15 protein-coding genes are annotated in these 22,153 nt (G+C 63.3%); 9 read left to right on the plus strand and 6 right to left on the minus strand.

Translation table 11 applies throughout. The features are described from left to right. Positions 1 to 4 precede the first annotated feature (4 nt). From VK682_RS21270 to VK682_RS21285, 4 genes are read right to left on the minus strand one after another with little or no spacing between them, the layout of a single operon-like run. On the minus strand, positions 5 to 1,321 hold the full coding sequence (locus VK682_RS21270) for an HlyD family type I secretion periplasmic adaptor subunit (protein WP_089849359.1): 1,317 nt from the start codon (positions 1,319 to 1,321) through the stop codon (positions 5 to 7). After that, on the minus strand, positions 1,318 to 3,462 hold the full coding sequence (locus tag VK682_RS21275) for a type I secretion system permease/ATPase (protein ID WP_089849361.1): 2,145 nt from the start codon (positions 3,460 to 3,462) through the stop codon (positions 1,318 to 1,320). Before VK682_RS21275 ends, VK682_RS21270 begins: the two co-directional genes overlap by 4 nt. After that, positions 3,459 to 4,811 (minus strand): TolC family protein, encoded by a 1,353-nt coding sequence (locus VK682_RS21280; RefSeq protein WP_089849363.1) that lies wholly within the window; start codon positions 4,809 to 4,811, stop codon positions 3,459 to 3,461. The genes VK682_RS21275 and VK682_RS21280 overlap by 4 nt, the downstream gene beginning before the upstream one ends. Further along, positions 4,808 to 5,668, minus strand: a complete 861-nt coding sequence (locus tag VK682_RS21285; protein WP_324782518.1) for a SapC family protein — start codon at positions 5,666 to 5,668, stop codon at positions 4,808 to 4,810. Before VK682_RS21285 ends, VK682_RS21280 begins: the two co-directional genes overlap by 4 nt. A gap of 340 nt (positions 5,669 to 6,008) precedes the next feature. On the opposite strand from VK682_RS21285, the gene VK682_RS21290 reads away from it, so the two are divergent. Both VK682_RS21290 and VK682_RS21295 read left to right on the plus strand, forming a co-directional pair. After that, entirely contained in the window at positions 6,009 to 7,382 is a 1,374-nt protein-coding gene (locus VK682_RS21290; RefSeq protein ID WP_324782519.1) for a polysaccharide biosynthesis/export family protein, read from the plus strand. Positions 7,383 to 7,441: 59 nt separating this feature from the next. Further along, positions 7,442 to 8,203 (plus strand): metallophosphoesterase family protein, encoded by a 762-nt coding sequence (locus VK682_RS21295; RefSeq protein WP_324782520.1) that lies wholly within the window; start codon positions 7,442 to 7,444, stop codon positions 8,201 to 8,203. A gap of 21 nt (positions 8,204 to 8,224) precedes the next feature. Here VK682_RS21295 and VK682_RS21300 read toward each other — a convergent pair whose 3' ends face one another. After that, positions 8,225 to 8,902 carry a sugar transferase gene (locus VK682_RS21300; RefSeq protein ID WP_324782521.1) on the minus strand — a complete coding sequence of 226 codons (678 nt, stop codon included), beginning with the start codon at positions 8,900 to 8,902 and terminating at the stop codon, positions 8,225 to 8,227. Between the two features lie 915 nt (positions 8,903 to 9,817). On the opposite strand from VK682_RS21300, the gene VK682_RS21305 reads away from it, so the two are divergent. The 7 genes from VK682_RS21305 (at position 9,818) to VK682_RS21335 (ending at position 21,820) form a co-directional block, all read left to right on the plus strand. Beyond that, on the plus strand, positions 9,818 to 14,953 hold the full coding sequence (locus VK682_RS21305) for a beta strand repeat-containing protein (protein ID WP_324782522.1): 5,136 nt from the start codon (positions 9,818 to 9,820) through the stop codon (positions 14,951 to 14,953). A 64-nt stretch (positions 14,954 to 15,017) separates the two neighbouring features. Continuing rightward, a complete protein-coding gene (locus VK682_RS21310) occupies positions 15,018 to 15,875 on the plus strand; it encodes a hypothetical protein (protein WP_324782523.1) in 858 nt (285 codons plus the stop codon). Between the two features lie 21 nt (positions 15,876 to 15,896). Then, positions 15,897 to 16,286: a hypothetical protein gene (locus tag VK682_RS21315; protein WP_324782524.1), complete on the plus strand. Its 390-nt coding sequence runs from the start codon at positions 15,897 to 15,899 to the stop codon at positions 16,284 to 16,286. A 414-nt stretch (positions 16,287 to 16,700) separates the two neighbouring features. Further along, positions 16,701 to 17,501 carry a glycosyltransferase family 2 protein gene (locus tag VK682_RS21320; RefSeq protein ID WP_324782525.1) on the plus strand — a complete coding sequence of 267 codons (801 nt, stop codon included), beginning with the start codon at positions 16,701 to 16,703 and terminating at the stop codon, positions 17,499 to 17,501. Between the two features lie 11 nt (positions 17,502 to 17,512). Continuing rightward, entirely contained in the window at positions 17,513 to 18,634 is a 1,122-nt protein-coding gene (gene gmd / locus VK682_RS21325) for a GDP-mannose 4,6-dehydratase (RefSeq protein ID WP_324782526.1), read from the plus strand. Between the two features lie 3 nt (positions 18,635 to 18,637). Further along, entirely contained in the window at positions 18,638 to 19,609 is a 972-nt protein-coding gene (gene fcl, locus VK682_RS21330; protein WP_324782527.1) for a GDP-L-fucose synthase, read from the plus strand. Between the two features lie 75 nt (positions 19,610 to 19,684). Next, positions 19,685 to 21,820: a polysaccharide biosynthesis tyrosine autokinase gene (locus VK682_RS21335; RefSeq protein WP_324782528.1), complete on the plus strand. Its 2,136-nt coding sequence runs from the start codon at positions 19,685 to 19,687 to the stop codon at positions 21,818 to 21,820. 192 nt (positions 21,821 to 22,012) lie between these two features. Here VK682_RS21335 and VK682_RS21340 read toward each other — a convergent pair. Further along, on the minus strand, positions 22,013 to 22,153 hold a 141-nt coding region (locus VK682_RS21340), incomplete at its 5' end, for an integrase core domain-containing protein (RefSeq protein WP_324782531.1).

Genomic DNA, 22,153 nt, shown 5'->3' on the forward strand with positions numbered 1-22,153 from the left:
CCCTCTACTCGCGGAAGGCCTGATCCTTGACCTTGATCACCGGCTTGATGATGTAATCGAGCACGGTCTTGCGCCCGGCGAGGATATCGACCTGGGCGATCATGCCGGGCATGATCTGCACCGTCTCTCCGGCCGCGTCGAGGATCGTGCTCTGCGTGCGGATCTCGGCCACGAAGACCTCCTCGTCATTGCGTTCCGAGCGCTGGATCGTGTCGGCGCCGATGCGCAGGATCTCCCCGTCCAGCGCGCCGTAGCGCGCGAAATCATAGGCGGTGATCTTCACCTTCACCTTCTGGCCGGGATAGAGAAAGGCGATGTCATCGGGCTGGATATAGGCTTCGACCAGCAGTGTGTCGTCAAGCGGCACGATCTCCAGCAGCGGCTCGCCGGCCCGAGCCATGCTGCCGCGGGTGGTGCGGTGGATGCGGTTGACCACGCCGCGCAGCGGCGCGCGGATCTGGGCCCGGCCCGCGCGCTGCTGCAGGGCGGGCAGGGAGGGTTTCAGCGCCGCAAGCTCGGCGGTGGAGATCGCAAGATCGGTGAGCGCATCGGCGCGGTAGCTGCGTTTCTGCGCCGCGATCTTCGCGTCGATCTCGGCCATGACCGAGGCGAACCGCCCGATCGCCGCCTCGGCCCGCACCTTGCGCCCCTCCCATTCCACCTCGCTCCGGCGCAGGGTCAGCAGCGTGGTCTGGGGTTCGATGCCGCGCGTCACCAGCGGCTCCATCATGGCGCGTTCCTCGGCCATGACCGCCAGCGTCTCCTCGGCGGTGGCAAGACCCACCAGTTCTTCCTCATGCTCGCGCTGGCGCTGCTCGCGCTGGTTTTCCAGAATGGCGATCTCGGTGGAGAGGGAATCGAGCCGCCCCTGGTAGAGCGCGGCCTCGGTCTTCACCACCTCCGGGGCCAGCGCCACCAGCGACTCCTCGAAGGTCAGCCCTTCCTCCGTGCCGGCGATCTCGGTTTCCAGCCGCTCGATCCGGGCCATGAGCCCATAGGCGCGCTGCTGTTCCTGATCGAGCTGCGCGGTCAGCTGCATCCCGTCCAGTTCCATCAGCAGGGCATCGGCCGCCACCACCTCGCCCTCGCTGACATGCAGCGCCTCCAGCACACCGTTTTCCGCCGCCTCGATGATCTGCACGTCGCCCGAGGGCACCACGCGCCCGTCCGCCCGGGTGACGTCGTCGATCTCGGTCAGCGCCGCCCAGAGGACGGCGGCGGCGATGAAGCCGAGGATCAGCAGCAGCAGCAGGCTGTTGCGCGCGGGCGACCGGCCCTTCATCTGCCGGGCCAGCGCCTCGAAATCCCGGTGCCCGCTCATGCGCCGGTCCCCACGGCGCGGGGTGTGGTGGCGGAGTTGCGCTGCAACAGGCTCTTGGGGCCGTCGGCCTGCACCTTGCCGTCGCCGATCACGATGACCCGGTCGACCAGATCGAGCAGCGAGGTGCGGTGGGTGACGATGATCATCGTGCTGTCCTTCATGCGGCTGCGCAGGTTCTGGATGACCTCGGCCTCCTTCTGCACGTCCATGGCGCTGGTCGGCTCGTCCAGCAGCAGGATCGGCGGATCGCCCACCAGCGCGCGGGCAAGGCTGATCGCCTGTTTCTGGCCGCCCGACAGGCCCTCGCCCTTCTCGCCAAGCGGCATGTCATAGCCGGCGGGGTGGCGGGCGACAAAATCTTCGACCCCGGCGATCTGAGAGGCCTTGAGGATCTCGGCATCCGAGGGCCGGATGCCGCCGATGGCGATATTGTCGCGCAGCGTCCCGGTGAACAGCCAGACATCCTGCAGCACCGCGCCGATATTGCGGCGCAGGTCGCCCGGATCGATCTGGCGGATGTCCACCCCGTCCACCCGCACCGCCCCCGAGGCGGGCTGGTAGAGCCCGAGCAGCATCCGCGCCACGGTGCTCTTGCCCGAGCCGATCCGGCCGAGGATCGCGACCTTCTCGCCGGGCTGGATGGTGAAGGACACGCCTTTCAGCGTCTCCACGAGCTGGCCGGGATAGGTGAAGCGCACCTCCTCGAAGGTGATCTCGCCATGCAGCACCGGGCGGGAGATCCAGCTGCGGTCATCCGGGCGCTCGCTGTCGGCGCGCATCAGCGCGTTGAGCGAGCGGAACGAGCTGCGGGCCTGATTGAGCCGGGTCAGGGTCTGGGCCAGCTGCGCCAGCGGCGCCAGACAGCGCCCGGTCAGGATCACGCTGGCGATGAGCGCCCCCATCGAGGTCACGCCTTCGGAGATCAGGAACACCCCGTAGAAGATGATCATCACCTGCGCCGCCTGCTGGGTGAAGGCGGTGGCGTTCAGGGCGAACTGGGTGATGGCGCGGCTCTGGCCGCCGTGCCGGGCCTGTTTGGAGATGGCCTCCTCCCAGCGGGCGCGCATGAAGCGCGCCGCGCCGCTGGCCTTGATCGTCTCCAGCCCGGTGATGGTCTCGACCAGCACGCTCTGCTTGGACTGCCCGTCCAGCTGGCTGCGCTCGGCGAGCCGGCCCAGAAAAGGCTGCACCGCCAGCCCCACCACCAGCACCAGCGGCACCGCGATGGCGGGGATCAGCGCCAGAGGCCCGCCGATCAGGTGGATGACGAAGATGAACAGCAGGATGAAGGGCAGGTCGACCAGCGCCACGAGGCTGGCGGAGGTGAAGAAGTCGCGCAGCGTCTCGAATTCGCGCAGGGTGCTGGCCATGGCCCCGGTGCTGCCGCGCCGGGCCGCCAGCTGCAGATCCAGAAGTTGGTCGAAGATGCGCCGCCCCATCATCAGATCGGCCTTTTCCCCGGCCCGGTCGATGAAGCCCGCTCGCAGGGTCTTGATGAGAAAGTCGAAGACCAGCGCGATGCCGATGCCGATCGTCAGCGCGATCAGCGATTCCGTCGCCTCGTTCGGCAGGATGCGGTCATAGACCACCATGGTGAAGATCGAGGTGGACAGGCCCAGCACCGAGGTCAGCACCGCCGCAAGGATCACCTGCGCATAGGACCAGCGGTTCGCGGCGAGCGAGGACCAGAACCAGTGCCCGCGCGCCGGGCGGGTGCGCGCCAGATCCTCGCGGTAATCGGCGCGCAGCAGCAGGGCATGGCCGGTATAGCCCGCCGCCAGCCGGTCGCGGGCGATCTCGCCGGGACGCTCGCCCAGATCGGGATCATAGACGATGCAGGTCTTGCCCCGCACCCGGTGCAGCACCACCGCGCGGTCATTTTCCAGAAACAGGATCGCCGGGGTCAGGCTGTCATCGAAGCGCTTCAGCGGATGCGCGCCAAAGGCCGCCTGCAGCCCCGCCCGTTCCGCCACCTGCAGCGCGTCGGGAATGGTGAGGTAGCCCTCCGGATCGGAGACCGCCGAATAGAGCGCGGCATGGGTGATCGGCCGGTCGAGTTCGGAGGTGACATGCAAAAGGCAGGCCTCCAGCGCCGAAAGCGGCCGCTGCGGCGCCTCGGTCAGGGCGGCGGGCGTGGTCATGGCAGCACCACGGGTTCGAGCGCGATGCCGAAGGCGTCAAGGATGTCGCCGGTCAGGGCCAGCGCCTGATAGCCCGTGAGCAGCCGTTCCCGGCGGGCATCGACCAGCGTGCGCTGCGCTTCGAGAAATTCGCGCTGCGCGTCCAGCACCTCGAGCAGCGAGCGGCGCCCGATGGAGAATTCGTCGCGGGCGGCGGCGACATTGGCCTCGCTCGCCTCCACGGCGGCGCGGGCGGCGGTCAGGCGGCGTTCCCCGGCGGTGCGGTCCGAGGCGAGGAAATCCAGCGCGCGGCGGATGTCGCGGCCCAGCCGGTCCTTCTCGTAGCGCAGCCCGTCCAGTTCGGCCTCGGCCCGGTCGATGGCGGCGCTGGACTGCTGGCGGGTGTCGAAGGTGTAGTCGACCGAGATATCGAAAACCACATCCGCCCCGCCGCGATCGCCGCGCAGCGCCGTGCTGCCCAGTTCGACCCGGGGGGTCTGCTGGGCGCGCACCGCCCGCAGCCGCGCCTCGGCGGCCTCGATCTGGCCTTCGAGGCTGCGCATCCGCGGGCTGGCCGCGATGGTGCGCTCGGTGCTCCAGTCCAGCGCGGGGGCGCGGGGCGGGGCGCTGAGGGCGGAGGGGTCGGTGTCGAAGACCTCGGCATAGATGGCGCGGGCCTGATCCAGCCCGGCCTCGGCATCGGCGGCGCGGGTCTCGGCATCGGCCAGACGGCTGCGGATGGTCAGCACGTCGGATTCGAGCCCCGCGCCGACGCTGCGGCGCTCCTCGATCTGGGTCATGTAATCGCGATGGGTGTCGAGATTCTGCTGGGTCAGCGCCAGAACCTCCTGCGCGGCCAGCACGCCCACATGCGCCTCGACCGCCGCCATGGCGGCGCCTGCGGCCTGCACCAGCCGCGCGTCGCGCGCCTGCCAGACCCCGGCGGTGGCGGCGGTGCGCTGGTTGCGGGCCACGCCACCGTCATAGATCAGCTGGCTCACCCGCACATAGGGGCTGGTGCTGCTGTTGGTGCTGTCGCTGCGCGAGGAATAGCGCGACTGCAGGTCGAGCCCGGTGGAGAATTCCGGGCGGAAGGCGCCCTTGGCCGCGACCAGCTCGGCCCGGGCCGAGCCGATCTCGGAGGTGGCGATGCGCACGTCGGGGCTGGTCAGCACCGCGCGGGCCACCGAGGCGCCAAAGGCGCTGCGTCCAAGATCCGGCGCCAGACGGGCGGCGGGCGGCGCGGGCGGGGGGGAGGCTGTGGCGGCGGGAGCCACGGGGGCGGCGTCCTGCTGCGGGGCGCGGTCCGCGCATCCCCCCAGAGCGATTACCGACGCCGCGATGCAGATGATACCGTGCCAGCTGGTCATGATCCCTCGGAGGTTGAGTAAGGTGAGGTTGCGCTGTCTTGCTCATAGGCGAGCGTCATGGCGTCGAGAAAGCCCCCGAGACCGTCGGGCGACGGGCTCTGCGCCCCGGTCTGCCGGGGGCCCGCGCGCAGGGCCCGGGCCAGCCGCCGCAGATGCGGCACGGTCTCGAGCGAGGTCAGATGCGCATGCAGAAGCTCCATCGCGCCCGTGTCCAGCAGGGCGAGCTTGCGCGCCTGTCCCAGCCGCGACAGGGCCGGCGGATCGACGACCCGGTAGGGCGCGAAACAGGGATCGGCAAAGGCGGGCAGGCTCTGCGCGGGCCGCAGCAGCGCGGCCTTGGCAATGGCGGCTCCGGCGCGCAGCGTCTGGCGCAGCGAGAGATGCCAGGCCTGCAGGAAGGCCTGCAGCCTGGTGAAATCCGGGGTCGGGGCGCCGGTGCCGTCGAAGGCCCGCCGCGGCGCCGCGCTGCCCGGGCCGAAACAGGGGCTGCCGGGATCGCGGAGGATGCGGAAATCCGGCGCGAGCGCGCAGGCAAAGGGATGGGCGCGCAGCAGCCCCGGCACATAGATGCCGCTCCAGTCGCCGGTCTCGGTGATCAGGCGGGTGTCGGCCTCGTCCTGCAGCCGGAGCAGGGCGGCGGGATAGAGCGCCCCGCCATGGGAGGCGAAGAGGATCGGCATGGCGCAGGCGGTCTGGTGCAGCTCGGCCAGCACGACCGGGACCGACAGAAACTCCCGGGCAAAGCCGTAGGAGGCAAAGGGCGTCCAAGACAGCGCCGGGCAGGTCTCGGCTTCAACCGGCTGGCCCGTTCGGGCAAGATGGTCTGCCAGAGACATGATCTGTGTGGGCGTGCTCATGTCGCGGTCCCAAATATGGTCATGAAAACAACTTCGTCACTCTTATGCGCCCGAGCCTGACGGTCCTGTCTGCAGAGTTCAAGTCCGGTCTTGCACGGATCCCGGTCTTCCTGCAGGACGCAGGCATACTGCAAGCTCTTGCCGGAAATGATGACCTGTTCTACGCAATGTGAAGCGGAAATGCCGGATTGTTGCAGATTTGGCGCGATCGAATTTGATTGTCCGGCTCAGGGAACGCGGCAAGGTCGTGTCGCAGGAGCGGACATAGTAAACAGGGGTCAGGCTGATCCGGTCCGATCCTCTCAGTCAATTGGACCATTTTTAGAACGCGAGGATTTCAGTGCCTTTCGATATGATGACCTTTGCTAGGATCGCCACACTGGCTCTGCTGGGCCTCGCTGCGGGCTGCGGCGTTTCCTATAACAGCCCGTCGGTCAGGGAACGCGCCGCAGGCGCGCCAGTCACGGTGGTGCCGCTGGATGCGGAAACGGTCGTGCTCGCCAATGCCGCAAAATACACGCCCCGGCAGCTGCCCGCCGAATTCTTCGCCACCGCCGGAACGGGATCGGGGCTGATGGGGCCGGGGGCGCTGCCCGCGATGCCCTATCTTCCCGATGAAAACCGCCGCGTGCTGGAATTGCGGCCGCTGCCCGAGGTCCAGCCCCAACCCTATCGCATCGGCGTGGGCGATGTCCTGCTGCTGGCGACCCGCAGCGCGGGCGATACGGTGGAACAGCTTTCCGGGCTTCTGGCGGCGCAGAATCAGCGTCAGGGCTATACGGTGCGCGATGACGGCAGCATCGCCATTCCCGAGATCGGCGCCGTGCAGGTCGAAGGCCGCACCCTGCAGCAGGCCGAGGACCAGATTTTCCAAGTCCTTGTGGAAAACCAGATCAACCCGAGCTTCAGCCTCGAAGTGGCGGAGTTCAACTCGCAGAAGGTCACCGTGGGCGGTGCCGTGGGAACGCCTGCCCTGCTGCCGATCACGCCTAACCGGCTGACCCTGGCCGAGGCGCTGACCGCGGCGGGCGGGATAACGGTGCGGGACGTGGAATTCGCCTCGATCCGGGTCTACCGGGGCGGCACGCTCTATCAGATGCCGGTGGAAACCTATCTGCAGCGCTCTGACCTGCAGCAGAAGGTGCTGCTCAACGGCGATGCGGTCTTTGTCGACACCAGCTACGACCTCGACCGCGCCATGGAATTCTACCAGGCGCAGATCGATGTCATCACCCTGCGCAACGAGGTGCGCGCGTCTGCAATTGAAGTGCTGGTAGATGAAATCGCCCTGCAGCGGAACGCGTTGAGCGATCGCCGTGACCTGTTCCAACTGCAGGATGAGTTGGGGGCGATCGAGCGGGATTACGTTTACCTCTCCGGCGAGGTGAAGGCTCAGAGCCGGTTCGCGCTCCCCTTCAACCAGCATGCGACGCTGGCCGATGCGCTTTATGATGCAGGCGGGTTTAGCAACACGACGGGTGATCCCAGCCAGATCTATGTGCTGCGCGGGTCTTCCCGGCCTGACGTGGTGGGCGCGATCACGGCCTATCACCTCAATGCGCGCAACGCCGCTGACATGATCTTGGCCACTCGCTTCCAGCTGCGCCCCAATGACGTCATCTTCATCAAAGAACAGCCGATCACGCAGTGGAACCGCGCCCTGCAGCAGCTTTTCCCGACCTTAATAAACTCTGCTGCACGAAGCGCTCTTTGACCTTTCCGCGGGCTGCAAGGCCCCTCGCCTAGGCCATGTGTCCCCGATATAGGGGGCACATGAAGATTCTCCGCCACCTGTTCAGAGCCAAGAGTTCGGGCCAACCGAAGCCAACATTCGATGCCCCCCTAGCTCCCGATGTACCGTTCTGCGCCATCGGCGACATCCATGGCTGCCTGCCCGCGCTTGAAGACTTGCTGTCCAAGATTGAAGCCCTGCATCCAGTCCCCCCTGTCATCTGCCTTGGCGATTACATGGACCGGGGCGAGCAGTCCGCAAAAACCTTAGCCTGGCTCCGGGAGCTTTCCCGGGAGTTTGGCGACAGGTTTGTTTGCCTGAAAGGCAATCACGAGCAGATGTGCCTGGATTTTCTGAAAAACCCCGAGGAGGGGGGGGCGTTTTGGCTGCGTCATGGCGGGCTGCAGACCCTTGCCAGCTATGGCATCGGTCACCGACCGGGGCAGACTTCTCATAGAGTGCTGCGCGACAAACTGGCAGAGGCGATGGGGCCGGATCTGCTCGACTGGCTGACGGGCCTGCCGCTGTCCTGGCAGTCGGGAAATGTCGTGGTGGTCCATGCCGGAATGGATCCCGCGCTGCCTCTGGCGGAGCAGCGGCCCTCCGTTCTGATGTGGGGCCATCCGGACTTCGAGAAGACGCCCCGTCGGGACGGGCTCTGGGTGGTGCATGGCCATACCGTCGTGCCAGAGCCGCAAGTTGTGGCCGGCCGCATCGCCACCGATACCGGGGCCTATGCCACCGGAAAGCTGAGCGCCGCCCATGTTTCCATGGACGGCGTCACGTTTCTCGCAAATCTGTAAGCCGGGGCCGCTGCCTGCGGATCAGGCGCCGGCGCAGCGGAACACCACCGACAGGGTGCGCCAGATGATCCAGGCTTCCAGCCGGAAACCGGCATTGGTGATGTAGTAGAGATCGGCGCGCACCTTGCGGCGGGTGGCTTCCACCCCCTCGATATAGCCGAGCTCGGTCTGCGCGAGCCCGCTGATCCCGGGGCGGACGAGGTGCCGTTCGCGGTAGCCACGCACTTCTTCGAGGAAGTGCAGGGCGTGGTCATAGTAATCCGGACGCGGCCCGATCAGGCTCATGTCCCCGCGCAGCACGTTCAGAATCTGCGGCAGCTCGTCGATCCGGCACTTGCGCAGGTAGCGGCCAAGCTTGGTGATACGATCGACCTCCAGCGGGCAGTTTGCGGTGCGCTTGGCTGCTACCGCTGAGGCGTCGCGCATGGTTCGGAACTTGATCGCCCGGAAGGGTTTGCAGTGCCGACCCATCCGGGTTTGGACAAAGAAGAGTTTTCCCTTATTCATGAAGGGGTTGATCAGCAGCAGCGCCAGCATGAACAGGCCCAGGAGCGGCAGCATGGCGATACAGAGAACGATGTCGAAAGCGCGCTTCACCATGAAGAACATGGGCTGCTGGGTCGACTTCCGGCCGAAACGGCTTTCGAAACGAGAGTAACGGGCATACTCGTTAACAGGAACCGCAGTCTGGTCGAACATCTCAACCTCCAATTATTCGGCGGAAATTAGCAGAATCTTAACTATTTTCTGGAGCGATACTGCAGCCATTCCGCCAAGTCAATTCTGTGTGGGGCGGTGGGTGGAGTTTTTCTGCGGTGCAACAAGGCTTGGTTAAATCCTGAGCAGCTTTGTGTGGCTTGGATTGCGCACCCGAAGTTTATAAAGTGATTACATGCGATTAAGCTCGACATCTGTCGAGCTATCTTGGCGGTTTGGATCTTGGGCCACCCTCTCCGGTAACACAGTGACGACAGCCTAGAGATGCTTCGGGAGCCTGATCTGAAACAAGGCTTTCCGGGGGCGGCGCCAAGATACTTGGTCAGCCTTTAGCGATAGACGTGCTTCGGTTTTTTGTGTCCCGGCCACATCTTATTTAATCACTTTCCCATCTTTTCAGAATGGAAAAGGTGTTAACAAAAAGACCGCCAGATTCTTGACTTTATCTTCCTGACATATTTTCGTCATGAAGCTGTTCGGAGGCTGCTGGTTTGCAGCAGGATACGGAGGGATCCGGCATTCTCCTGAGCCAGGAAATTAGGCAGTTAGATTGTGTTATTCGGATGACACACGACCGCTTAAACTGATCACTTGCCAAGAAAGCTGGCATTCCTCAGGCGGGGCTGCATGAGGAAATTACAGATTCCAGAAGAATCTGTCGCCACAAGGTTCTTTTGAAAACAACGCATTAGCAAACCTAACCTAGGGTAACATGCCTGTTTTGCCTTTCATGTGCAAGACCCGGCGCATCTCCGGTTACAACTTTAGCGCGCGCTGCAGTCCTGAGCGGTCAAAGTTTTCCGGAGGTCAAGAGCCATCCATTAATTGACGTGCAGACTCCAGCGGACTATTCAGGTTGTATCCCTGTCCCTTTTATTCAGCAAATTGAGTATGACCATGCCCAGAACCCCGACTGCTCCCCGCCCGGACATGCTACTTGATCAGAGCAAAATTCATCAGATCCTCAAGCGCATCAACGAGAGAAAAGCCACGGCGCTGACCACGCTGGCGGGCACGCTGCTCATGCTGCCCCTTGCCGCGCATGCTCAAACCGCGTCTGGCCCGGTCTCGATCTCGGATCTGGCCGGGGTAACCAGCTACAAGGTGCTGCCGGACGGCTCGATCGAAATCACGCTGGCCAACGGCACGAAGGCGCTTGTGACGGCCGCGAATGTGGTTTCCACCGCTGATGGGCAGGTGATGATCAGCCCGCCCGCCGCGACACAGATCGAGGCCCTGGCGGCGGCTCCCGGAACCGAAGGCGCTGCTGCGGGAGAGCTTGGCGGTATTGGCGCGGCGGTGGGCGGTCTGCTGGCCGTTGGTCTCATCGCGGGCAGCGGTGGCGGCGGCGGTGGTGGCGGGGGTGATGGCGAAGAGCCGCCCGTCAGCGTCTCCAAGACCCTGCGCGTTATTGATGCGCCGCTGGAAAATGCGCTGGTGTTTTACGATGCCGATCTTGATGGCGCCCCCGACCAGATGGAATATCTGGGCATGACCGATGGCAACGGCGCGCTCAACGTGACCTATGAGCCGGTGGCCGGAGCCAAGTTCATCATTCTTCCGGCGCCTGTCGCCGATGCCATCGCGCAATATGGCTGGGACGAAGCCTTTGCCGGTCAGTTCGAAGATGTGGTCACCCGCGATGTGGTCACCGACAACATCTTTGATCAGGTGCTGCAGGCCGACGATACTGGCGCTGACGGGGATCAGGTGGTCTCGCCGATCTCCACGCTGGTGGCGGCTGGCCTGCCGGATGAGCAGATCAAGGAGATTTTTGGTCTGCCTGCTGATCTCGATCTGGCGAGCTTCGATTTCTTCAGCGCCCTCTCCGACCCTGATCCGGCGGTCCGGGATGCCGCGCAGAAGATGTCGGCTGCGGCCACCGTCATGACCTCTGTCGTGAAGGCGGCACTGACTTCCGCCGCCACCGGCGGCGCGCTCAACGCGGCCGAGGTGCAGCAGGTGGCCGCAAAGGCCTTCCTGGATGCCGTCAATGTCATCGAAAAGATGCCCGCAGGCCTGTCCTTGGCCGAGGTGACCGAGGCGGTGTCGGGCGTGGTGATGGCCGGGGCGCTGAACCCCGCGCTGGACACCGATGCCGCAGCCCAGAACCTGATCGATGCGATCGCTGGCGGAGCGTCGGCCGAAGACGCCCTCCAGCAGACCATCGAACAGCTGCGTGCGGACGGCGCCCTGACCGATGCGCAGGCCGACAGTGCCACCCGCACCGCCGATGTGCTGGGCAACTCGGCACAGGATGTCGAGGACATCTTTGAAAACCTTGACGTCGCGAATGGGGCTGATGCTGGGGCGCTGGAAGAGGCGCTGAAGGAGCAGCTGGACGCGGCCCTCGACGAGACTGATGAGGAAGTGTCCGAGACGGTCAACGAGACGCTTCTGGGCGTCCGCCTTGCTGCAGACTCGGCGTCGGCCACCGAAGGTCAGGCCGCGCTGGTCAAGGGCAACGTGCTGGAAAACGACCAGCTGGCCGATGGCACAACCCTGCCCGCCTCCACAGCGATCTTCTCGGTGAACGGCACCGAGCTGGAGGAAGGATTTGCCGGGGAAGGTTCCTCGGAAACCTATGTGATCAGCACGGCTGACTGGGCGACCAATACCGGCGTGACCGTGCCGATCGGCACCATCGCCGACGCGATCGGCCTTGAGGGCAACTTCCCCGTCGGTCGCCCCAGCGGCAACCCGACCCGCGGTTCTGCCATCGTCAAGGAAATCACCGTCGAGGCCGGAGAGACCATCACCTTCGATTACGACTTCGGGTCCTTCGACTACCTGCCCTACAACGATTACAGCTTCTTCGCGGTCAAGGCCGTGTCGGGCGGATCGGCTGCGGAACAGTCAGGGGTCGTGCTGCGCGGCGAAGATAATGACGGCACGATGGATGTGCGGGATCTGAAGGGTCCGGTGCTTTACAATCAGGCGGGTCAGCTGGTCACGGCCACCCGCACTGGCGCCTTTGAATACACGTTCGAGGAAGCGGGCACCTTCACCATCGCCATCGGCGTCACCGATGTGCGCGATTCCATCGTCGACTCGATCATGACGGTGCGGAACATCGAGCTGAGCGATGCCGAAGGCAATGCGCTTGGCACCGTGGCGCTGGACGACTTTACCAAGCTTGGCAATGTGGCCGAGGGTGGCGATGTGATCAATGAGATCACCGCCACGCTGGCCACGGGCTATTACGGCTCGCTGGTGGTGACCAAGGGCGGCGATTATCTCTATCAGGTGGGCGGCGAAAATGCCGAGCCCATCCCCGAAGGGGTCGTGGTCACCGACAACTTCACCTACACGGTGCAGCTTGAGGATGGCCGTTTTGCCACGCAGACGCTGAAAATCAACGTGACCGGCGTGGCCGATCCCGATGGCGAGCTGCCGACGATCCAGCTTGATCTTGTGGACATCTCGGCCGCCACCGCCGCCACCGCGGCGATCTTCGGCACCACCACCAATGCCACTGGCGGTCTGGTCGATCTGGTCATCTCCGACGAGGATGCCGGCACCGAGGACATCGTGCTGACCGGCATCGCGGTCAATGACGATGGCAGCTTCTCGGCTCAGGTCGATGTCACCGGCCTGACCGATGGCACGCTGACCGTGGATGCGGTTGTGACCGTTGGCGGAGCTCAGGCTCAGGCGGGTACCTCCGGCAGCATCGAGCTTGATACCGTCCTTGATCCGGTCAGCATTTCTCTGCTGGAGGGCAGCGAGGCGGCGCCGATCGACGTGCAGGGCGACAGCCCGGCCCTGACCTTCGGCATCACCGGCCTTGCCGAGGATGTGACCGGCACCATGACGGTCAGCGACGGCACCACCAGCACCGACTATGTCTTCACCGGCGCAGGGGCGGGAACGACGACGATCGCGGTGACCGGCTTTGCGCCGGGCAGCGCTCTGGAGGTCAGCTATGACTATGCCGACAATGTCGGCAACAGCGGCTCGGGCACGGTCGAGGGCGTGACGGTGCCGGTGGTGGTGAACACCAGCCAGAACATCGGCTATGGCTCGCTGGCCGAAGCGATCGCGGCGGCGGCGGAAGGCGACACGCTGGAACTGGCCGAAGGCAGCTTCGACGAGGCGGTGACCATCGACAAGCCGCTGACGCTTCTGGGCGTTCAGGCCGGCAACAGCGCCAAGTTCAGCCCCGAGGATCTGGCGGATATCGCGGCGGGAGACAGCCCGCGCGGCGCGGAAAGCCAGATCACCGGCACGGTCACCATCGCCGCAGCCGGCGTGACGCTGGACGGTGTAGTGCTGGAAAACGACAGCCAGCCCATCACCTGGGACGAGGCGCTGCTCGACACGACGCCGGGCGCGCTCGACAACTTCACCCTGACCAACTCCATCCTCTTCGGCTATGACGCGGACGGGGCGCCGAGCTTCAACGCCAATTCCGATGCGGCCCCGGGTAGCTATACCGGCCCGGCCGCAGCCTCGGGCTGGGAGATCAGCAACAACCTGATCGGCGGCGTGGCCAACGGCAATGGCGGGTCGATGTATCTCAGCGGTCTGGCTGACTCCAGCATCTCCGAGAACATGTTCTGGCGCCCGGGTGCGGGCCATCTCTACCTGTCCTCGCTGACCGGCACCGAGGTGGAGGGCAACTTCTTCTATCACGGCCTGCATGCGGGGGGTGCCGATTTCGATGGTCTGGCCGAGGAGCTGGGTAATTCCGGCGGCTATGGTTACGGCTATGGCTACGGGGATGACAGCGCGGAGTTCTTCGGGCGCAACTTCTGGCTGGAGCTGAAGGGCGACAATGACGGTGTCACCATCACCGGCAATGACGGCCAGTATAACAGCGGCGGCATCCAGATCTTCGGCGAGGAGGCGGGCTACAGCTTCGACAACATCACCATCTCGGGCAACATCTTCCGCGACTTCGTGAACGCCGATCCCAATGGCGTGCTGGGTGCGGGCCGGGGGCAGTCGGGCTTCATGGGCGCGGTTTCGGTCTCGGTGGGCGATGGCAGCCAGGCCTCCGGGGTCCTGATCACCGGCAACGTCATCACCGCGGCGGCCGATCAGGTCTATTCCGCACGGGATCTGGGCTCGCTGATCTTCGTGCAGGGCAATGTCGCCGGGCTGGAGATCTCCGAGAACCCGCTGACTTGGACGGAGGACTCCTCTGCAGCGATCCTCGACGGTCTGGCCGATCTCGAGGTGCCGCTGTCGTCCTATCTGGGCGCGCTGTCGGGCATCAGCCTTGCCGGGGCGCTGAGCGGCAATGTCCTGATCGAGGGCAACGGCTTCAACGCGGATCTGGGCGACCGGACCATGATCGGGGTCTATGTGGTCGGAGAGACCGCAGAGACTGGCCAGCTGACGGCTGCGATCATGGAGCAGGGCAACGACTTTACCGGCTGGACTGGGCAGGCGGCGCTGGACATGCTCTTCAACGAGCTCGACCAGAGCTATGATGCCTCGCAGCTCGATCTGGACACCCAGGATGTCTTCATCGTCGTGCAGAACGGCGATACGGAAATCACCGTGCCGCTGGTTCTGGGCGATGATGCCGCCAATTCGATCACCGACATGGCCGGCACGCAGCTGATCTTCGGCAATGGCGGCGCCGACACGGTCGACCTTCGCGGGGGGGGCAGCGACTTCGTTGCGGTGGATGGCACGCCAGCTGCCGGCGATGTCGACACGATCCTCAACTTCACCGGCGGGTCGGTGCCCGGAAGCAGCGACCAGATCCTGATCACCGGGATCGATCCGGAGCTGCTGTCGGGGTCGGAAATCCAGATCATGACCGGCGAAGGCGACAGCCTTGATGAAGAGACCGGGCTGCTGGTCTATACCAACGAGCTGCAGGGGTCGCTCTCCGACTTCCTCGGCTCGCTGGAGGGCGCGGAGACCGGCGACCGCTTCTATGTGGTCGCGGATACCGAAGAGGCCGAACCCGGTCTTTATGCGGTCGAAGTGGGCGGCGCCACCCAGCAGGTCGCCTTCCTGCCGGGGCTCGATCTGGGCAGCCTGACCGAGGACAACTTCTCGTTGCCCGAAGTCTGATCCTTCTTATAAGACCCGGAAACGCCAGCCTGTCTGGCGTTTCCGCATGCAGGAAAGAAAATCCATGGCCCTTCCTTCCCGGTCCCTTCTCGGTCTTGCCGCAGCCTGTGCTGCAAGCGTGCTGTGCGTGAGTGGGCCAGCCCGCGCCCAAGGCAGCGAGATTACCCCAAGCGACTATCTGGCCTCCCTGCGCAGCATGGCCGACAGCCTGCCGCCCCGCCGGGTCGGCACGGCCTCCACAGTGGGGCTGCCCAGCGGGTTCACCCTGCCGCGGGGCACGGGGTTTGCGGCCTTGGCGCTCAGCGACCGCCGCGAACGCACGGGCTCTGATGAACTGGACGGATCGGGTGCGCTAGGTCTGGGCTTTGGCGATGCCGAAGAAACTGTCGGTGTCGACGTCATCCTCGGTTTCAGCAGCGTCGGCAAAGGTGAAGGCAATGAGATCGACTGGGATGACTTTGGCGATTCCGGATCTGCCAGCATCAAGTTTGCCCGCCGCATTCCAGCGCCTTTCGAGGGCGAGGTGGCGAGCGTGGCAGTCGGCGTGGACCGGGCCGGACGCTGGGGGGACATGGAAGAGGCCGATCCCAGCTATTATGCTGCTGGTACCACCACCTTTTCCCTGCCGGTGAACGACGACATCCTGCTGCCCGGCCTGATGACGCTGGGCTATGCCACGGAGATCGGCACGAGCGAGGACGAAGACGGTCTGTTCTTCGGCCTTGGCCTCGGGGTGAGCGACCATCTGTCCCTTGGCGCCTCTTGGTATGGCGACGAGGTGATCGCCGGCGTGACCAGCACGTTCGAAGTGAGCGATCGGCTCGATCTTCAGCTTGGTCTCAGCTATGGTGATGTTGGCCAGCGCAACTCCGATGGCCGCTGGATGCTCAGCATCGCCGTTGTCCGAGCGGACATCTTCTGAGAGCCGGGACTGGAGAGTTTTATGCGCCGCATCTTCCTTATCCTCGCCTGCAGCCTGACCGGGGCGACTTTCGCCTCCGCCGGTCAGGTCTCGGTGATCAACCCGCCGAATATCGTGGTTCCCACCCCGCCCGCGCCACCGCCGGTGGTCTCGGTGTCGCCTACTCCCATTGCGCCCTCCGTGGCACCGGGAGTGGATCCGTTCGGCGGTGCCGCCAGCGGTATGTCCCCAGGCGGCGTCACCCTGCTGGCGATTCAAAGTTTTGACGTGGGACAGCTTTCCCCGGCGCAAATGCAGGAAGCGGCAGGGCTGATGCGGCAGATGCTGAACCGGGGTGGACTCAGCCCCATGCAGCGCGCCGTCCTGCGCAGCCAACTCGCCGACATGAACGCGGAGATGGCGGCGCGCTGACGTCAGGCCAGAGGTCACTACTCGAATTGCTCTCCGCCATGAGAGGCAGCTTCCGCCGGATTGTTGCAGAATAGGGATGTGCGGAGCGAATTCGACGGGTTCTTAGGTTTGGCATCAGCAAGCCCAACCAACCTGCTATCGCGCAACGAACTGGACTTTACCTGCCACTGGGGCAGACACGCCCTCAATGATCAGTGAAGCTATATGCGTAACCTTACTGCAAAGCCGCGTAACCAAAGATCTATGCTGGAAGGTTGTAAATGTTGAAGAAGGGACTGCCCGCACAAGTCGCAGCAGGCGCTTTCGCGGGACATTCCCGTCCATAGGTATAGGCTTGTTGCTTGTGGATCCTCTGAGCCTGTGTGAGAGAAGACAGGCTTCTATTGGCCCGGTCCAAGTGCCGCTGGGACTGGTTTGTGTCTCGTTTCACAAAGTAAATTTGGTTGTTATCTCCTTTCCAAAAGGTTGCTGACCTTGAAAATTTCTGTTGTGACGGCCGTCTTCAACCGAGAGCGCACCATTGCGGAGGCCATCGAAAGCGTCGCCGCCCAGACCTATCCGGATGTGGAACACGTCATTCAGGACGGCGAATCGAAGGATGGTACGCTGGCGGTGATCGCCCGTGTCGCCGGGCCGGAAGTGTCGCTGCAGAGCGCGCGCGATACGGGGATTTATGACGGCATCAACAAGGGCATTTCCCGCACCACCGGCGATGTCGTGGGGCTGATGCACTCCGATGACCTGTTTGCCAGCCCGCATGTTCTGGCCCGCGTCGCCGAGGCGATGGCCGATCCGGCGGTCGATGGGGTTTATGGCGATCTCGATTACGTGGCCGAACAGGATACAAGCCGCATCATCCGCAAATGGCGCTCGGGCTCCTATGATCCGGCAAAGCTGCGCCGGGGCTGGATGCCGCCGCATCCCACGCTCTATATGCGGCGCGAGATCTTCGACCGCTGGGGGCTTTATGACACCTCCTTCCGGATCGCGGCAGATTACGATGCCATGCTGCGCTATCTCTCCAAGGGGGAGATCCGGCTCGCCTATGTGCCGGAGGTTTTCGTGAAGATGCGCGTGGGGGGAGAAAGCAACAAATCTGTCTTTCGGATTTTACAAAAAAGCCGGGAGGACTATCGCGCCCTGAAGGGCAATGGTGTAGGTGGTCTTGGAGCCCTTGCCATGAAGAACCTGTCCAAGATCAAGCAATTTTTCTGAGAATTGAGACCATGACAAAACGCGCACTCATCACCGGCGTCACGGGCCAGGACGGCTCCTATCTTGCGGAATTCCTGCTGGAAAAAGGCTATGAGGTCCATGGCATCAAGCGCCGGGCCTCGCTGTTCAACACCGGCCGGATCGATCACATCTATCAAGATCCGCATGATCGTTCTCCCAAGCTGAAGCTGCATTACGGCGATCTGACGGATTCCTCGAACCTCACGCGGATCCTTCAGGAAGTGCAGCCCGACGAGGTCTACAACCTCGGGGCGCAGAGCCATGTGGCGGTGAGCTTCGAGGCTCCCGAATATACCGCCGATGTCGATGCCATGGGAACGCTGCGCCTGCTGGAGGCGATCCGCTTCCTCGGTCTGGAAAAGAAGACCCGCTTCTATCAGGCCTCGACCTCGGAGCTTTACGGGCTAGTGCAGGAAATCCCCCAGCGCGAGACAACGCCCTTCCACCCGCGCAGCCCCTATGCGGTGGCGAAGATGTATGCCTACTGGATCACGGTGAACTACCGCGAGGCCTATGGCATGTATGCCTGCAACGGCATCCTGTTCAACCACGAGAGCCCGCGCCGCGGCGAGACCTTCGTGACCCGCAAGATCACCCGCGGCCTTGCCAATATCGCGCAGGGGCTGGAGCAGTGCCTGTATATGGGCAATATCGACTCCCTGCGCGACTGGGGCCATGCCAAGGATTACGTGCGCATGCAGTGGATGATGCTGCAGCAGGAGGTGGCGGAGGATTTTGTCATCGCCACCGGCGTGCAGTATTCGGTGCGCGAGTTTATCACCTGGTCGGCGCAGGAGCTTGGCATTGAGCTCGCCTTCTCCGGCGAGGGCGTGGAGGAGATCGCCACCGTCACGGCGGTGAGCGGCGACCGGGCGCCGGCGGTCAAGCCCGGCGATGTGCTGATGCGCATCGATCCGCGCTATTTCCGCCCCGCCGAGGTGGAGACCCTGCTGGGGGATCCCGCCAAGGCCAAGGAGGTGCTGGGCTGGGTGCCCGAGATCACCGCGCAGGAAATGTGCGCCGAGATGGTCACCGAGGATCTCAAGACCGCCCGCCGTCACGCCCTCCTCAAGGAACATGGCTACGAGCTGCCCGTGGCGCTGGAGGGCTGAGCGATGAAGGTCTATGTGGCGGGCCATCGCGGCATGGTGGGCGGCGCGATCACGCGCCGTCTGGAGGCGCGGCGCGGGGCGGGCGAGGAGATCACGCTGGTCACCCGCACCAGCGCCGAGCTGGACCTGACCGATCAGGCGGCGGTGCGCGACTTCTTCGGCGCCGAACGCCCCGATGTGGTGATCCTCGCTGCGGCCAAGGTCGGCGGCATCCTTGCCAATAACAGCTATCCCGCGCAGTTCATCTATGAAAACCTGATGATCGAATGCAACGTGATCCATCAGGCCTATGCTGCGGGGGTCACCCGGCTGCTGCAGCTGGGATCAAGCTGCATCTACCCCAAGGCGGTGCCCCAGCCGATGCGCGAGGAGGCGCTGCTGACCGGCACGCTGGAGCCCACGAACGAGCCCTATGCCGTGGCCAAGATCGCCGGGATCAAGCTTTGCGAAAGCTACAACCGGCAATATGGCGTCGATTACCGCTCGGTGATGCCGACCAATCTCTACGGGCCGGGCGACAATTTCCACCCCGAGAACTCCCATGTGCTGCCCGCCCTGATCCGGCGCTTCCACGAAGCCGCGCAGGAGGGACGGGGCGAGGTGGTGATCTGGGGCTCGGGCAAGCCCATGCGGGAATTCTTGCATGTGGATGACATGGCCGAGGCCTCGCTGTTTGTGCTCGACCTCGACAAGGCCAGCTACGAGGCCAATACCGACCCGATGCTCAGCCATATCAATGTCGGTTCCGGCACGGATGTGAGCATTCTCGACCTTGCCCGGATGGTGGCCCGGATCACCGGGTTTGAGGGCAGGATCGTCACCGATCCGTCAAAGCCCGATGGCACGATGCGCAAGCTGATGGATGTCAGCCGCCTCAAGGAGATGGGCTGGCAGGCCAGCATTCCTCTGGAGCGGGGGCTCGCGGAAACCTATCAGTGGTTTCTCGCTCATCAGGGCAGTTTCAGGGCAAAATAGTCACCCGGTTGTTGATTGAACAATGCCGCGAGTTTGGCTCTAAGGGTGGCGGATGTAAGGATGCGGACCGTACAAATGAACAATGCCGGAGCTGTTTCCCAGACGGAACAGGAAGACGATACGATCGACCTTCTCGGTCTTGTCAAGAGCCTGTGGCGGGGAAAGTGGCTCATCTTTCTGTGCATCTTTGCCGGTTTTCTTGCAGGGGGCTATTATGCCTATTCTGTTGCCGTTCCCAAATATGCTGCCACCACCACGCTTGCGTTGCAGGTCCGTAACCAGCAAGTCGTGGATTTGGAAAGCGTATTTTCCGGGGTTTCCACGGAATCTGCCGCGATGAACACCGAGCTTGTGGTCATCCAGTCTCGTGGCCTTCTCAGAAAAGTGGTCGACGAACTGTCGCTCAACACCGATCCTGAATTCAATTCGGCCCTTCGACCGGTTTCTGAGTTTTCTTTGCAGGGGATCAAAGCCAAGATCTCTGAACGGGTTCTGGGTCGACAGCCGCAGGAAGATGGCGGTCCACAAAGTGAGGCGGCCATCAACCGGGCTATCGTCGCGCTGGGTCTAGCGGTGTCCGCCGAGATTGAGCCGGACACCTATGTCTTTCAGATCCGAGCAGAGACGCAAAGTCCGGAAAAATCCTCCCTGATCGTGAACACCCTCGCCCAAATTTATATTGAAGATCAGGTCAACGTAAAATTCCAAGCGACGGAGAGCGCGGTAACATGGTTGTCGGAACGTGTGGTCGAACTTGAAGCGGAACTGGCGGAAAAGGAAGACCAGATCAAGCAGATGCGCTCCGAGATGGATCTGGTCACACAGGAGGGCGTGCAGTTCCTCAACCAGCGCGTGCGGGATCTGCGCGACAGGCTCGAACGCAGCAGGTCGGATCTGGAGGCTCTCGAGAGCCGCATCGTCACACTGCGCGAGGTCCGGGAAAGCGAGGATCCGGAGCTCATCGCGGAGGCCTTCGCGGATGCAGCCCTCAACCGACTACGCAATCAAACGCCTGGCGAGCTCAGTAACGGCCAGCTGCAGGCTTTCCTAGCCTTGGCTGACCAGCGGATCGCAGAGCTTGAGAACGACTTAGTCCGCACTAGGCTGCAGTTCCAGTCGCTTGAAACCTCGCTGGCCAGCGCCGAGGCTGAGGCAAACGAGGAGTTCGACAAGTTCGTGCAGGTGCAGCAGGCCGAACGCGAAGCAAGCGCCGTGCGAACACTGTATGAAACTTTCGTGACCCGTTTGAAGGAAACTTCAGTCCAGCGTGGCTCCCAGCAAGCAGACAGCCGGGTGCTGTCTGAATCCCCTGAGGGTTTCTACGTTTCGCCGCAGAAGCCTCGAGTCATGGCCTTAACAGCGATCTTGGGGATGATGGTGGGTATGGCGATCGTTCTGGGTCGGCAACATTTTCACTCCGGCCTGCGGACATCTGAGGAATTGGAGCGAATTTCGGACCTGCCTGTGCTTGGCCAGGTCCCAAAGCTGAAAATCCGCAATCGTAGCGAACTGATCCCGTTCCTCAAAAATAACCCGACCTCTGCAGCGGTGGAAGCTTTCCGAAACCTGCGGACTTCGGTGCTATTGTCTTCGCTTGATCACCCGCCGCAGATCATCGCGGTGACCTCATCAGTCCCTGGTGAGGGCAAGACAACCAACAGCCTCGCGCTGGCGCAGAATTTTGCAGGTCTTGGTAAGCGGGTTCTGCTTTTGGAGGGCGATATTCGCCGCCAGACTCTGCATGCCTATGTCGAAGGCAGTCATAAAAGTGGTGGCTGGCTTGCCGCACTGGAGGGGGAGCGCCCGCTAGAAGAGGTCCTGCATCGCGATTCTGGCATGGGAATTGATGTATTGTTCGGAGAGAAAACGCCGGTCAATGCTACGGATGTTTTTTCCTCGACCAAGTTTCAGGAGTTTCTGCAAGCGCTCCGAGACCGGTACGATCACATCATTATTGACACGCCACCGGTTTTGGTAGTTCCGGATGCGCGGGTATTGGGTCAGTATTGTGACGCTCTGCTCTTTACCGTGGCCTGGGACCGCACCAACGCTCAGCAAATCAGAGAATCGATCCGGCAAATGTCTTCGGTCAATCTTAAGATCACCGGGATGGTGCTCAGCCAGATCGATGCCGCCGGAATGAAACGCTACGGCTATGGTGACAATTATGGCGCTTACTCTGGGTATGGAAAAAGCTATTACGATTCCTGAGGTGCTATATGTCGGAAACCCTCTAGAAACTGTATCTTACAGGCGGCCATCGGCCGCCAAATTTGATGCTTTCCTCCATCGCAAGGGACGTGACCTGCCACGGGATTTTTCCTCCACCGTCGATTAGGGTCCGGCCCAACCTGCTCTGCCCCCCAACGTTGGACCGCCCGGAGGCAGAGTTTTTCGGCTTTATCAGGGTGACAGGCTGGTGATGCCCCCCGATTTCGTCAACATGATCGGGACCCTGTTGCCGATCGCGCCATGTGGCCGTTCCTCGTTGTAGTATCTACGCCAAGCCTCCAACTTTTCGGCTGTGTCCGCAAGCGTCAGGAA

Source organism: Salipiger marinus, from assembly GCF_035481585.1.
Lineage (GTDB): Bacteria > Pseudomonadota > Alphaproteobacteria > Rhodobacterales > Rhodobacteraceae > Salipiger > Salipiger marinus.